Origin of the sequence: Brevibacillus humidisoli, assembly GCF_020923435.1 — a bacterium.
Lineage (GTDB): Bacteria > Bacillota > Bacilli > Brevibacillales > Brevibacillaceae > Brevibacillus_E > Brevibacillus_E humidisoli.
This window is the reverse complement of the sequence record NZ_CP087263.1, coordinates 872444-886629: the sequence shown is the minus strand read 5'-3', so window position 1 is coordinate 886629 and position 14186 is coordinate 872444. Positions and strand designations below refer to the sequence as shown.

Sequence of the window (14186 nt, the reverse complement as noted above, 5' to 3'; positions counted from 1 at the left end):
GCTTCGATCTACAGTCCCAGGAGCGTTTTTGGATTCCGTACCACCATTTTTTCGATATCGGACTCAGAAATCCCGCAAGCCAGCATCTGCGTGACAAACTGGCTCAATGCTTCAACAGGAGGAATATTGTGAACCTGTCCGTAGTCTGTGACCAGGGCGCAGGCATCTGCCCCAATCTGTTCAATGCTTTCCGCCATTTCTTCCACAGTTAGATCCTGAAAATCAGCTGAGCAGGCGAGATAACATTTTTCCAGTATGGCACCTTTTCGAGCCAGCTCTTTCTGCAGCTCAAGCGGTATCGGGGCAATCCCGAGATCTGCGTGTTGGATCAGGATCTTTTCGATTTTATGCTGTTTTGCCGCTTCCACCAGCACCATCACTTCATCAGCATGCAAATGACCTGTCGCCAGTATAATATTTGCTTCCCCGATCAGGGCAAGGATTTCATGCACGTTAGGCAGAATGTTGTGATGCTCATCCCAGATTTCCAGACCATGATCGGGATGCAGCAGCGGCCGTTCACTGTTGAAAAAACGCGTCTGCTTTTTGCCGAAGTGGCATTGGTGCTCTTTGGAAGAAAACGTCGGCATCCAAATGATCTTTGCCCCCAGGCGGATTGCTGCGTCTACGGCTGTTGGAGAGAGACCGCCAGTAAAATGATTGCAGACAAGCCCCCCGTAGACGTGCAAGTCGGGCTCTTTCATACGAATCAAGTTGGCGCGATCTACTGTCTGCGCTTCATGTGCTTTTAGGACAACTCCAGCCATTCCGGCCGCTTTGACATCTTCGATTAACTCCCAGTCTGTTTGTTTTCTCGGGAACAGACTAGGATAACTGTGACAGTGTAGTTCAATCGCTCCCTGAAGCAACGGATGGAATAGACTCATGGTTTTCCCCTCTCAAAACGAATCATTGCATAAACATCCAACATAAGCAGGAGCCATGCCAAACAGCAGGAGTGACTCCCCCTTTCTGTGCAAAGAGAACGGGTAAAATTTTTTACGCAGGGACAAAAAATAGTTACTTCTGGAGCTTAAACCGTTGGACCGACTCGTACAACCGCTTCGCTTCCATTGTCAACTTCTCCAATGAGGCAGTCATCTCCTGTGTGGATGCGGTTTGTTCTTCGGAACCAGCCGATATGTTCTCCAGCCCTTCGTTGATTCCCTGCAACTCCTTCCACATCTGCTCAGATGATTGATATACGTCTTGACTAAAAACATGTATGTTCTTCACTGCTTCCTCCATAACTTGTATCTGTCGGAAGACGACAGCGAAGCTCTCCGTAATCATCCGGAATGTTCTCTCGGTCTGCTCTGCCTGATCGACGCCGCTGATCACTTCATCTTTGCTCACGTTCATCTGCTGATAGATCTGCACCGAGTTCTGCCGTATCTGACCAATCAATTCACGAATTCTCGCCGAGGACTGCTTGGAGCCTGCAGCCAACTTGCCGATTTCCTCCGCTACGACGGCAAATCCTTTCCCCGCGTCCCCTACTCTAGCCGATTCAATCGCCGCATTCAGAGCCAGCAATTGCGTCTGATCGCTCATCTCGCTCATGATTTGAACGATGCCCTCAATCTCTTGAGAAGACTGATGAAACAACTCCACCCTCTGAACCATTTCCCATATCGTTTGTTCGATCTTTTTCATCTGATCGATCAAATCTCGGATCTTGGACTCTCCCTGATTCACCGCTTGCACAGCTGTCCGGGAAGCGAGAGAAACAGCAGATGTCCCGCTTTCCATATCATCCATTCGTTTTGACAGTTGTTCCACATTGACCACGTTCTTTTCAATCCTAGTTGCTTGCTGCCCCATAGATGCAGACATCTCCAGGCAGGAGGACGCAATCTCTTCTGCTGATCGACTTACCTGCCCGGCGTTGAGCAGTAAATGCTCGGAAAAGTGGGCCACTTCTTTGGAAAAGGCAAGGATGTTTCCTAGCATATCGGCCAAATGATGCTGCATTCGTTCGAATTGATCCAACATATCGTCGATTTCATCTTTGAACCGTTTCTTTTTTCTGCTGACGCGATAGGTGAAATCGCCCATTGCCATATGATGTACGGCAGAACCTAACTTGTTGACGGGATTCAGAATCGATTGCCGAATCATAATAACCATCGTTACCATCGACAGAACACTGATGCCGAGCGAAACCGAAATAATTGTCAAGCTGATTTCGTTCAGCATGTTTTCTTTTTCTGCCATACCCTGTTGCACGAGTTGCTCAACCATGTACATAATCTCTGTGATTTCATGTTGGATGCTGCCAGAGATTCGATTAAAATCTTCTACAACATTGGCCTCAGCAGAAGAGAGCTGCTTTTGTTGCTCCAACTGATCGGCGACTTCGTTTAATGTCAACGTGTATTCAAAAGATAAGTCTTTCACGTTTTGAATGTGAGTAAGGATCTCTTGGTTTTCCGTTGATTTGATGATCTTGTCTAATGTAAGCGAAATCGTGACCATTTTTTGTTCCGCTTCTTTTTTGTATGCCAGGTCCTTTTCCCATAATAGTCGAACCTCATCCATCCTCGCTTCCAACATGCTCTTCTGAATTTCCCGCGCATGGAGAATCAGCAGATGATGATTGGCTATCTGCCCGTCTGCCAGGGATACCCGGTGTACCATGTATATGACTAACGAGATCACACTCGCAAAGCCGAACAAAATGATCAGCGATAAGATCCCTATTTTCTTGTTCAAGCCGAGGTGTCTGGTTTTCATGGATTGATCAGCCCTCTTTGTCACAACCAAATATTGTCCTACGTTTAAAAAATAAGCAGCGAGAAACGCTGCTTATTTTCTTTTATCCCAGATGCTGATGAAAGAACTGTTTCAATTGTGCGATCAATGCCTGGAATACAGGGTGTTCGTGATACATGAAATCATTGTGTTTGCCTTCGATCAGGTACAATTGCTTCGGCTCCTGCGCAGCTTCGTATAAAGCGAGTGACTCGTTTAGTGGGTGAAGCAAATTATCTTTTCCATGGGCGACGAACAGCGGGCGTGGGGAAATGTCAGCTACCACTTTCTCTGCGTTCATCGTCGCAATCGACTCCGTAAATTGCAGCTGCGTTTGTTTGCCAAACGGTGACAGAATGGCCAGTTCTTTCTGCACGTAGTCGTCTGTCGCCGGATCGAGCGGATAGTGGATAAACGGATCAGCCAACTGTGATTTCCCGGTTGTCACCCGATGAATCCTGTCCTCTTCGATCATCTGCACAATATTGTGCCAATCGACGTAAGAATGAATCGATCGGAGCCATCTCTCCCCGTCAAAGAATCCATTGAGTGCAGCCACGGCTTTTACCCGCTTGTCAGCAGCGGCGACCCGAACAACGTTAGAAGCCCCCATGCCCCAACCAATCAATCCGATTTGCTCCGGGTCTACCTCCTCCTGAACTTGCAGGAAGGTAATCGCGTTTTTGATGTCTTCCACCTGTTCATCCAGAATCACTCTGCCCTTTTCCCCTTCACTCTGGGCAAATCCGCGATAATCAAACCCGAGGCAGACATATCCGGCTTCTGTTAGATTTTTGGCAAACAGGCGAGGGTAGAATTCGTTAAATCCCTGGTACCCCGAATTGGGAATGATCGCTGGCCTTTTTTCACCCGGTTTATAATCGTCCGGCAAATAGACGGTACCGTCCAGTTTAAAACCTTCGCTGTAGAAATGAATGGAGCGCATTTGCATCTCGTTCGTCCTCCCTGCGGATCGTTATATGTTCAAATACAACTAATTTTTTCACTTAGCAACTTCTGTGCCAATCTCACTTTTCGGCCCCTGCCTGGTCGTCCTACGTCCCTGACCAATATGAATTCGTTTTAGCAATCCCTGCTGTCAGCAATCTGATATTGTCCAGTTGGTCAATCTGTTGGATCCGCTCAAACAGTTCCCCACTCTCGGCTCTCCCGAGGATAGGCTCGGTCAACCAGAAAAACTTGTCCCTTTTCTCCTCGCTGGTTAGGGGAAAGTCAAAGTCGCCTTTGGCCTGCATGGTTGGAGAGAGACAGCGATTGCCATCTGACAGATGGATCTCAACCTGACAGAGTGCTTTTTCCGGGAACGCTTCATCTAGTTGGGGATCGATGTATGTTTCCATTCGGGTCATCAGCTTATGCACATCATGGTTTGCCAACTCGGATAAAACCTGACGAGGCCCTACCTCACCAAAGACGAGGTAAGCTGCCACCGGAAAGTATAAGTTGTACTGAGCCTCTTCTGTGTTTGAAGGAGCACTCTTTAACAATTGCGCCGACTCTTGAAACGTATGGATGGTGATTTTCTCGATCATCGAGTGAGAGAACTGGTGACGCTCGACAAGATCTTTCACTCCCTCTACAGCGGCCTGCGCCCATCGACAGCATGCATACGGCTTGAAGTACAACTGCTGCAGACGATAGTGTTTGCCCAACTCCTCAACCAGTTCTGCTGCCTCTGCCGTGTGAAAAAGCGAAGGAATTCCCGTAAATCCTTGCTTGGCTAGATAGGCTGAGCTAATCCCGGTCATGCTCCCCCAACTGATCCCGTCTTTCAACATAGAGGGGTGGTCGATGCATCGCATCATCGGCGAATAAGTAGAATGATATTCGGCGATGCCCAGTGCATGCTCAAGCTGCTCAGCTGATGCCCCCAAGATCCTCGACACGCCGGCTGCCGCGCCGATTGCTCCCCATGAGCCAGTGCAGTGATATTCGGGCCGCAGCTGATGAGCCAGCATCCCCGCCCGAATCGCCACTTCATAACTGATGAGCAGGGCGGTGAGGAATTCCTTTCCTGTTGTTTCGTGTTCCTCTGCTGCCGCTAAAACCGCCGGAAATACCACCGCGCCAGGGTGCCCTTTTACTAGTCGATGTCCGTCATCCATGTCAAGTGCATTCGCCATGGTGGCGTTTACCAATGTGGCTCCTGTCGCCTGCAGGGTATGGGGCGACAGGAAAATGGAACTCTTGCCTTTCCCCCACTGCTGTACCGCGAATGTGTGAGCAATCCGGGCAACCTCAGTTTGGACGCCGGCGATGGTACACGCGATAATATCGGCAAGCGCTTCCTTGAGAGCACGGACGACGAGTTCGTCACACTGCTCAATCGATTCGTTTTGAACATAGTTCTTCATCTGCGAACCATCCTGTCTGATCCTTTTTTGGTGCAGACCATTGCCGGTCATTACGGTTTTACTTGATCAACTGCTGAGAAGTGAGCCACTCTCTCGCAACTTCGGCAACGTCTTTGTGTTCTACGTCAACAGTGTAGTTCAGCTTCATCATCGTTTCCGTATCCAATTTATCCGCAATTTGATTCAAGAGGTCAGCCAATTCCGGATACTTGTCCAGAACCTCTTGTCTTACCACTGGGGCGCCGTTATAGGCTGGGAAGAAGAATTTATCATCTTCTAACGCAACCAGATTAAAACCTTTGATTCGTCCGTCTGTGGCAAATCCTACTGAGACATCCACTTGCTTTTCCTTTAACGCGTTGTAGAGCAATCCCGAGTCCATCTTCACTACGTTTTCCGTCGGGAATTGGAATCCATAATGTTTTTCAAGGCCTTTGATGCCGTCTTCACGAGCATAAAATTCGGCGTTGGATGCGAACTTCAATGCAGACGGATCTGATTTCACGTATTTGGCAAGGTCGGAGATGCTTTTGATTCCCAGTTCGTCCGATTTGTCTTGGCTCATCAAAATCGCGTACGTGTTGTTGAAATTAGCCTTGTTGAGCCATGCCAGCTTATTCTCTTTATCCTTTTCTTTTACTTTTTCATACGCTTTGACTGGATCTGTCTCCACAGCCTGCTTCTGATAGATGACAAGCGCTGTTCCGGTGTACTCCCAATAGAGATCGATCTGGCCGTTTTCGAGAGCAGAGCGTACGACACTGCTTCCCATATTGCTCGCCTCTTCCACGTTATATCCTTTTTCTTTCAGGTAGATCGCTGTGATCTTCGACAAGAGATGCTGTTCCGTAAAGTCTTTGCCGCCGACCGTAATCGTTCCCTTCGCTTCGTTTCCACCGGCTTGATTCTGTTGATCGCCCCCTGCTTGTTCCTGTCCACAAGCAGCCATTCCTATCATCATGAGTGAGAGCAGCAATGAAATGATTGCCTTTTTTGTAAACCGTCTGTTCATCTGAATGACCCCTTTCTGTTTGACTACAAGGATTCCAGATTTCGTTGCAACCCTTTTGGAATGATCCATTTCTCCAATTTTCCCAAAACGAAATCAAGTGTAATGGCCAGCAAGGTAACGGGCAGTGCACCCGATAGCATAATCCCTGTATCGTACAGAGAAATGCCTGTAAAGATCAAATCTCCCAGACCACCTCCTCCAATCAAGAATGCTAATGCAGCAGTGCCTACATTGATCACGATGGCAGTGCGGATGCCCGCCAAGATGGCAAATAACGAATTGGGAATCTCCAGTTTCCAAAGAATTTGCGCCCCCGTCATCCCCATCCCTTGTCCAGCGTCAATGATCGATTTATTAATGCTCTCAATGCCAGCGATCGTATTTCGCAAGATCGGCAGCAGAGAGTACAGCCATAGCGCGAAGACGGCAGTAAAGTAACCGATTCCCAAATAGGTCATCACCAGCGCGAGTATCGCCAGACTGGGAACCGTCTGCCCGATGTTGGCCACATTGATCGCAATCCAATCGTATTTTTTTAATCTGGGACGTGTCACCAGGATGCCGACCGGTACTGCTACAATCACGGCGAGCAGAGAAGATAGCCCAACCAGCTTCAGATGCTGCTGGAGTAGATACGCCAAATCATCCGGATTGTCCATGATAAACTGAAACGCTCCAGAGATGAATGCCCATACAAGAAATCCGATCACGACCACGATCAGTAAAGCGCGGATCAATCTCTCAACGTTCTTGCCCCGCATCACAACTACCTCCTATTGAACCGCCGATTTCCGTTCGGAAGGGTGGATGCCTATCAACGTTTCCAAATCAGCGATGCTGACCACCCCGGTTATATGACCGTTGTCATCGACAACCGCCGCTTCTCCAGTAGGTGAAGACAGGAGCACAGAAAGTGCTGTACGTAGATTGGTATCCATATCTACCGAATAATCACGAAGCTCTCGATTGTTTGCCCGTTTCCGATCTGTAAAGTTCAACCTGCCAACCAGATCTCTCATGGTCAATAACGTCAAACGTTTCAATGCCCGTTCACTGCCGACGAATTCTGTGACAAACTCGTTCTGCGGATTGGACAAAATCTCGTCGGGCGTTCCGTGCTGCATCAATTCTCCTGACCGGAAAATCGCAATCGTGTCGCCCAGTTTTATCGCTTCATCAATATCGTGGCTGACAAACAGGATCGTTTTCCTTACATCGTTTTGAATGCGCAAAAATTCATTCTGAATGCGCTCGCGGATGATCGGATCAAGTGCTCCAAACGGCTCATCCATCAACATCACCGGAGGATCTGCAGCCAACGCTCTGGCCACGCCAATCCGCTGCTGCTGTCCACCAGACAGTTCCCACGGATACCGTTTTCGGAACTCATCGGGGTTTAATCCCATCATCTCCATCAATTCGTCATACCGTTTTTTCATTTTCACCCGGTCCCAGCCCAACAGGTTAGGGACGACACAGATGTTTTCTTCGATGGTCATATTGGGAAACAATCCGGTCTGCTGGATCACGTATCCGATGGACCGTCTTAACGCAATCGGATCGAAGGAATGGATCTCGCTTCCGTTCACCTCGATGGTACCGCTGGTAATCGGAATCAATCGATTCACCATTCGCAGCAAGGTCGTTTTGCCGCATCCGGACGGTCCTAAAAAAACACAGATCTGACCTTCCGCCACCTCAAAGGTGATCTGATCAACCGCTTTGACTGTTTTGTTTCCGCTTTCATAAATTTTCGTGACATCTTGAAATCGGATCAATTCATCTCACCTGCTTTCATGCTGATTTCGTCATCTGCGGAGAGAGTCTTTTCTGAACTCGCCCCAGTATATAGTCGATCATCAATGCCAGGACTGAAACGGCAATCGCTCCCGCTTGTACCATCGTTGTGTAGCTCGTCGAGATACCTCTTGCAATGTATTCTCCAAGCCCGCCGGCTCCAATGTAAGCCGCAATTGCTCCGATCCCGATGGTTAACACAACTGCTGTTCGGACCCCTGCCATAATCACCGGCATCGCCAACGGAATCTCTACCTTCCTCAGACGTTCCCATGTGGTCATCCCCATGCCAACGGCTGCATCGCGCATATCCGGATTCACGTTTTTTATCGCGATGTACGTATTGCGGATGATCGGCAGCTGTGAGTAGAGTACCAGCGCGAGAAACGCAGGCAGAAATCCGATTCCCTGTCCAATCGTGGACAAGATTGGAATCATGATGCCAAACAGGGCAATACTGGGTATGGTCATGATGATTCCTGCTACTGCCAAGACAAGGTTGGCCAAACTCTCTCTTTGCGCGATATAAATCCCGAACGGCACACCTGTCAGGATGGCAACACCGACAGCTAAGCCAACCAATTGGATATGCTCCCAGGTCAATTGCAGCATTTCCCGGAAATTCTCTTGAAAAAACAGGATAACTTCCAACACGATTCCCCCCTTTTCCCGTTAACCCGTATGTACTGAACATGTATTTGCAATCATCGTGCCAAACAGGAAAACGCAATTGAACCGTCTCAGCCCGGTTGTTTTCGCAAAATTTTTTTACAAATCGTAAAGAGATTTTTACAACAAAACAGGAGCATGGGTCCGCTCCTGTTTATGTCATGAAATATTTGTTCATTTTATAGAGAAGGCTTTGACGAGAAATCCCCAACAGTCTGGCTGCCGAGGCGGCCTGACCATTCGTTTGCGCCAGTGCCTGCTGGATAAATCGTTTCTCAATCTCATCCAGTTGTTCCGGTAATGATCTGCCCGGGTCGTAGGTGTAGTCGCGCTGATCGTCCGGTTCGTGCTTCACCTCTTTGATCTCCCGCGGAAAATCGTCGATAGAGAGTTTTTCACCGCTACACAGTACAACGGCTCTTTCCAATGCGTTTTCCAATTCGCGCACGTTTCCCGGCCAATCGTATTCCATCAGCACATTCATCAACTCAGGAGAGATTTCATAACGCTTGGCGTACCTCTTTCTCTGCTTCTCCAAAAATTGTTCGACAAAAAACGGAATATCGTCCCTTCTCTCTCTTAGCGGCGGAATAAACAGATCCACAATGTTTAGACGGTAATACAAATCCTCCCGGAACGTCCCTTGCTCCACCATTTTTTTCAGATCCCGATTGGTGGCGGAAATAATGCGCACATCTACTTGTTTGGGTATGTTGCTGCCCAAGCGCATAAACGTTTTCTCCTGTGTCACCTGCAACAGTTTTGCCTGCAGCGATGCCGATATGTCTCCGATCTCATCCAAAAAGATCGTCCCGCCATTCGCTGCCTCAAACTTGCCTTGGCGGCTTGTGTTTGCCCCGGTAAACGCCCCCTTTTCATACCCAAACAACTCGCTCTCCAACAGTTGTTCAGGAATGGCGGCACAGTTTATCGAAACAAAGGGTTCCTTGTTTCTTGCACTAAGATTGTGGATGATACGGGCTAACATACTCTTGCCCGTCCCGCTTTCCCCATGCAGCAGCACCGTTGCATCCGTGTTCGCCACCCGCTCGACGATTTGCAAGATCCGTTTCATCACAGGACTAAAGCTGACCATCTCATAGGCTGATGCTGTGTTTTCCAACTTCTCCTTCAGCAACTGGTTCTCATACTTCATCTCCAGCCATTCACTGGCCCTCTTGATCGCAATCTCGATCACATCCATTTTGGCTGGCTTGACAATATAATCAAACGCCCCCGCTTTCATCGCGGTAACGGCACTTTCCACATCCCCGTAGGCGGTCATCAGGATAAACACTTTCTGCGGATAAAGCGGGAGAAATTCTTGCAGCAGTTCCAAGCCTGTCGTATCAGGAAGCATTAAATCTAAAAAGATAATATCAATGGGATTAGCGCTGATCTGCTTGCTTGCCTCATTTCCATTGTGTGCGGTATAGACGCGGTAGCCCTTCTTTTCGAAGGCAGATTGCAAGATTCGCAGCAGCTTGCTTTCATCATCGATGAATAAGATACTTTTCATCTACATGCTCACCTCCGCCTTGGGGATCTGGACATACATACAGGTTCCTTTCCCTTCCTCACTCGTGGCGTATAGCTTCCCATCGTGCTGGAGAACGATTTCATGAGCGATGGACAATCCCAGGCCAGTACCCTCTCGTTTTGCGGAAAAGAAGGGGTTGAAGATCCAGGGCAGTTTGGATGCAGGAATCCCCTTTCCGCTGTCCTCAATCACCACTTCCCAATGTTGGCCGGCGTCTCTGGTCTGAATGGTAAGCGTTCCATCGGACTCCATAGCCTGAATGCTGTTTAACAGAATGTTGAGAAAAACCTGCGTCAAACGATTCCTGTCACCATAGATCGTGGCGGTATCCGCTGCATAACGGCGAACGACGGTAATTCCCTGATCATTGAACTTTTTGCGGAGTAGATGAAGCAGCTCGTCCAACACATCCGTCAACTGGACCGGCTCCTTCTTGAAATCGGTTTCATTCTTTGACAGCTTTAAGAAATCGGCGAGCAGTTGATTCATTCTCTCGGCAGAGTCCATAATATCGTCCGTCAATTCGGCCACCAGCGTATGTTCTGCTTGCTGATCGCTGCATTCCAGCTTGATTGCCTCCGCAGCAGCCAGGATAATGCTGAGCGGATTTTTGATTTCGTGAGCAATCCCAGCGGTTAGCTGACCAAGTGATGCCAGCCGTTCGTTTTGTTTGGCATACTCCTCCAAAACCTTCATCTCACTAACATCACGGATCACCGTAATGGCCCCGATAATCTCGTTTTCTTCCCCCGGAAACAGCGAGGAATACATTCTCACATCATGCTTGTTTCCCTCTCTGTCGAGAATATAACTCTCGATCTCATCAAACGCTTTCCCTTCCTGCAGCGTCCTCCACGCGACATACTCCTCTTTGTTCTCTTTGAGGGGGAGGTCAATGATGGATTTGCCCACCACTTCCTCTCGCTTGAACAGGGTTAGCGCTTCGGCACCCTTGTTAAATGTTGTGATGCGTCCGTTTTTATCTGTCGTAATAATCCCGTATGGAATCGATTCGAGAATATAGAACATCCTTCGTTCCTTGTCAGTCAACTCTTTCGCCATTTGTCCCATAACCAAAGAAAGATCTTGCAGTTCATCGTTGGTGAGGATCGGACGGAACCTCTTCCGTCTATTCTCCTTATACTCTTTTACCTGTGTGGTCAAATCCAGAATCGGCTTGACAATCCTGGAGGTGCCAAACAGACTGAGTCCGATGGCAATCAACAACACGACCAGAAATCCTTGAAACAGCACGATCATCACATGGTAAGAGGGTTCCATCGATTGATGCAATGGCTCTCCTACGATCAGACCCAACCCCCCTCTTGTCAAGGGACGATAAGCAACGATCATCTTCTGGTCAAACAATTCGCCTTCCCATAAACCGTATCTCTCTTTGCGCAAAAACTGGCCGACGGGATGGTTGGCGATGGTATTGGCGATGCTCCCTGGATGGCCACTGTGTGCTAGCACCCACCCATCCCGGTCAATCATCGCATTGATTCCTTCCTGCCCGATCCGCAGTTCTCGTAAATAATCAGAGATGGTGTTCAGGTTGAGATATCCAATCATTCCTCCCAGGAACCTGCCATCCCGGTCAAGGGAGGGGTACGCCACCGCAATGGTTTTTCTGCCGTCCGGAAGAATGATCATATCGGAAGTGTAATACGTTTTACTCCAACTCAGCCGGGTATAGATAGGCTCCATGTCCACAGGAGAAGGGAAAGATACGTCAGGGATCTGCACCAACACGTTGCCATCTTGATCAAACGCCTGGATGAACAAGTATAGAGGATCCCGGGAGACTAACCGCTGCATTTCTGACAAGTAAAACTGCTTGTCCTCTTTGGACGAGGTAGCGATGTAGTTGGAAGCGACTCGCATGTCATCGATCATTTTTTCCAGCAGAAAACCGATTCGCTTGCTCAGTGTTCTGGCGATCAGGTCATCTCTGTGTTCGATCTGTTCCTGAACGGAAACATCCATCACTCTTACTGTAAGCATATAAAGCATCGTAAGCGCTATCAAGATTACGACTACTGTGAGGAGCAGGTATCTTTTGGTGATTTTTGATTGCCAAGCATGCAGCATAACCTGATCACCTACCTTCGAGAATAACAGTATTCATCCTGATGTTTCGGTATGGCGGCAAACGAGCCTTTTGTACGCTCCCGTTCTTCTCGCCGTGATCAGTCTCTCTTGGTGAAACCACCAGTGCTGTTGGAGGGTGGTGATGTTCGCCACGACTACCTCTTCCTCCCTGGAAGAGGCCAGCACCGGCTGATCCAATCCGTACAGTGGGTCCAGCGTATACACTCCGCTTCTGCCCCGGCAATCCCGCCCTGTTGCAACAAAGCTGGCTACAATCGTATAGGCTTGCGCTCCGATGGCGATTGCAGCCCAATTGGCGATCGAACCTTGCGGGAAGGGATTAGCAGGTATCTGCCGGTTGATCGCAACCTCAGTGAAAGGCAGATTACTCCAACTGGAAGGGATGGCAATCAAATCGGCTCTGCCAACCGCAAGCACACCGACCACCTCCGGGAACATAGCATCGTACCCGATCATCAGGCCAATCCGGCCCAGGCTCTTGGAGTGAAAGACAGGTATCTTCTCTCCTGCAGTGGCCCATCGTTTGTCCGCGGGCCGCAGATGGGTTTGTCTATATTTGCCCTCTACTTGCCCATCAGGGCCGATCAGCACCGCCGTATTGTACAAGCAGCTGTCATCACACTCAATGAAGCCCATCACAATTGAAACCTGATACTGTATTGCTAATTGTCCCACGAATGAGACGGAAGTTCCACTGGATGTTTCCGATAATGAAGCACATTGATTGGGAGACAGTCGGTCAGCGGGTCCGGTAACAGAGAGTTCCGGCAGTACGACCAGATTAAGTTTGCTGGATTGTGCGGCCGCTTTCGTCGAGGCGAATCGGATCAGACGCTCAATCTGCGCGAGATTGGCCTGTTTGTCACCGATCACCGGCTCGTATTGGACAGCGGCCACTGTCAGATGTTTCGATTCATCACTTTTGTGAAAATCCCATGGCGCCTTGTACAGCATTAACTCCTTGTACAGCTCCGGTCTTCTCTCCTGTAGGCGAGCCTTCGCTTCATTCTGATACAGGGCTGGATCTATCAAACCGTATAGGATGGACGGCTCGTTCCTGTCCTCTGCTGTTGTCGGCAAGAATTCCGCTTCTGCCAGTTTTTCTCCTCGCGGTGACCAGATGGCGCTCGCCCCAATCATATGGTAGCCAAGCTCCGTATTAGTGCGGTTCGCACTGACGATATAGAGTCCATTTGTCTCTGCCCGTTCCTGCAGCATGAAGACCGATTGCGCCGTTGAATTGGTCGGAAAAACAAGGATGTCAGCCCCTTGCAAAGCTGCCAGGCGGGCTGATTCGAAAAAGATGGAATCCATGCAGATGTTGACGGCGATATTGCCCAGTTCCGTCGCAAATACGGGTATACCGAGATCACCCCATGCGGACCAATGCTCTTCGGCTTCCCACAAATGAACTTTGCGGTATTTTCCAACATACCCATCGGGACCAATCAGAGCGGCTGCATTATAATAGAGTCCCGTTTCCTGATCCACTTCCGGCATGCCGATCACCACATATACACCGTATCGACTGCACAGTGCTTCAAATCGGCGCGTGGTATAACCAGGAATCGTATCGACCAAAGGGGCGATTGCCTCTCTGCTCTCGTAATGATACCCAGTCGTCGCCATCTCGGGCGTCACGATCAGTTTGGCACCATTTTCTGCTGCTTCTCGAGTGACCTCTAGCAGTGCACGGATATTTCGATCCCTTTCTTTATGGATCGGATTAAATTGAATGCATGCCGCTGTAAATGGTTGTGAGATTGGTATTGCCGTTTTCATATCGTCACCCTTTCCTGCTACTCCAATGTCCTATGCGTTGATTTATGCAATTCGTTTGCCAATCCGGCAGAGCCAGTGAGACTGAGATAGACGCAGCCCGATTACGTACCGGCAGCTTCTCAGCAAAAAGCGATTCCGACCTGTT

The 14186-nt window shown here is 49.0% G+C and carries 11 protein-coding genes; all 11 read right to left on the bottom strand.

The genetic code is table 11. The features are described 5' to 3' along the window. Positions 1-8 precede the first annotated feature (8 nt). Positions 9-887 (bottom strand): DUF6282 family protein, encoded by an 879-nt coding sequence (locus tag LOK74_RS04330; protein ID WP_230045367.1) that lies wholly within the window; start codon positions 885-887, stop codon positions 9-11. Between the two features lie 133 nt (positions 888-1020). After that, positions 1021-2736 carry a methyl-accepting chemotaxis protein gene (locus LOK74_RS04325; RefSeq protein WP_230045366.1) on the bottom strand — a complete coding sequence of 572 codons (1716 nt, stop codon included), beginning with the start codon at positions 2734-2736 and terminating at the stop codon, positions 1021-1023. 82 nt (positions 2737-2818) lie between these two features. After that, a complete protein-coding gene (locus LOK74_RS04320; protein WP_230045365.1) occupies positions 2819-3706 on the bottom strand; it encodes an alpha/beta hydrolase in 888 nt (295 codons plus the stop codon). A gap of 103 nt (positions 3707-3809) precedes the next feature. Continuing rightward, positions 3810-5129, bottom strand: coding sequence for an MmgE/PrpD family protein (locus LOK74_RS04315; RefSeq protein ID WP_230045364.1), 1320 nt, complete (start codon positions 5127-5129; stop codon positions 3810-3812). A 58-nt stretch (positions 5130-5187) separates the two neighbouring features. Next, positions 5188-6141 (bottom strand): glycine betaine ABC transporter substrate-binding protein, encoded by a 954-nt coding sequence (locus LOK74_RS04310; RefSeq protein WP_230045363.1) that lies wholly within the window; start codon positions 6139-6141, stop codon positions 5188-5190. A 23-nt stretch (positions 6142-6164) separates the two neighbouring features. Further along, positions 6165-6902: an ABC transporter permease gene (locus LOK74_RS04305; protein WP_230045362.1), complete on the bottom strand. Its 738-nt coding sequence runs from the start codon at positions 6900-6902 to the stop codon at positions 6165-6167. A gap of 12 nt (positions 6903-6914) precedes the next feature. After that, positions 6915-7919, bottom strand: coding sequence for an ABC transporter ATP-binding protein (locus LOK74_RS04300; RefSeq protein WP_230045361.1), 1005 nt, complete (start codon positions 7917-7919; stop codon positions 6915-6917). Between the two features lie 16 nt (positions 7920-7935). Further along, positions 7936-8550 (bottom strand): ABC transporter permease, encoded by a 615-nt coding sequence (locus tag LOK74_RS04295; RefSeq protein WP_230046904.1) that lies wholly within the window; start codon positions 8548-8550, stop codon positions 7936-7938. Positions 8551-8761: 211 nt separating this feature from the next. Continuing rightward, on the bottom strand, positions 8762-10126 hold the full coding sequence (locus LOK74_RS04290; protein ID WP_230045360.1) for a sigma-54-dependent transcriptional regulator: 1365 nt from the start codon (positions 10124-10126) through the stop codon (positions 8762-8764). Further along, a complete protein-coding gene (locus LOK74_RS04285; RefSeq protein ID WP_230045359.1) occupies positions 10127-12238 on the bottom strand; it encodes a sensor histidine kinase in 2112 nt (703 codons plus the stop codon). A gap of 33 nt (positions 12239-12271) precedes the next feature. Further along, positions 12272-14041 carry a nitrilase-related carbon-nitrogen hydrolase gene (locus tag LOK74_RS04280; RefSeq protein ID WP_230045358.1) on the bottom strand — a complete coding sequence of 590 codons (1770 nt, stop codon included), beginning with the start codon at positions 14039-14041 and terminating at the stop codon, positions 12272-12274. Positions 14042-14186 lie beyond the last annotated feature (145 nt).

Excerpts from the sequence above, each read along its gene's own strand:
- LOK74_RS04310 (WP_230045363.1), bottom strand. The coding sequence starts at position 6,141 with ATGAACAGACGGTTTACAAAAAAGGCAATCATTTCATTGCTGCTCTCA.
- LOK74_RS04280 (WP_230045358.1), bottom strand. The coding sequence starts at position 14,041 with ATGAAAACGGCAATACCAATCTCACAACCATTTACAGCGGCATGCATT.
- LOK74_RS04285 (WP_230045359.1), bottom strand. The coding sequence starts at position 12,238 with ATGCTGCATGCTTGGCAATCAAAAATCACCAAAAGATACCTGCTCCTC.
- LOK74_RS04315 (WP_230045364.1), bottom strand. The coding sequence starts at position 5,129 with ATGAAGAACTATGTTCAAAACGAATCGATTGAGCAGTGTGACGAACTC.
- LOK74_RS04325 (WP_230045366.1), bottom strand. The coding sequence starts at position 2,736 with ATGAAAACCAGACACCTCGGCTTGAACAAGAAAATAGGGATCTTATCG.
- LOK74_RS04290 (WP_230045360.1), bottom strand. The coding sequence starts at position 10,126 with ATGAAAAGTATCTTATTCATCGATGATGAAAGCAAGCTGCTGCGAATC.
- LOK74_RS04320 (WP_230045365.1), bottom strand. The coding sequence starts at position 3,706 with ATGCAAATGCGCTCCATTCATTTCTACAGCGAAGGTTTTAAACTGGAC.
- LOK74_RS04330 (WP_230045367.1), bottom strand. The coding sequence starts at position 887 with ATGAGTCTATTCCATCCGTTGCTTCAGGGAGCGATTGAACTACACTGT.
- LOK74_RS04305 (WP_230045362.1), bottom strand. The coding sequence starts at position 6,902 with ATGCGGGGCAAGAACGTTGAGAGATTGATCCGCGCTTTACTGATCGTG.
- LOK74_RS04295 (WP_230046904.1), bottom strand. The coding sequence starts at position 8,550 with ATGCTGCAATTGACCTGGGAGCATATCCAATTGGTTGGCTTAGCTGTC.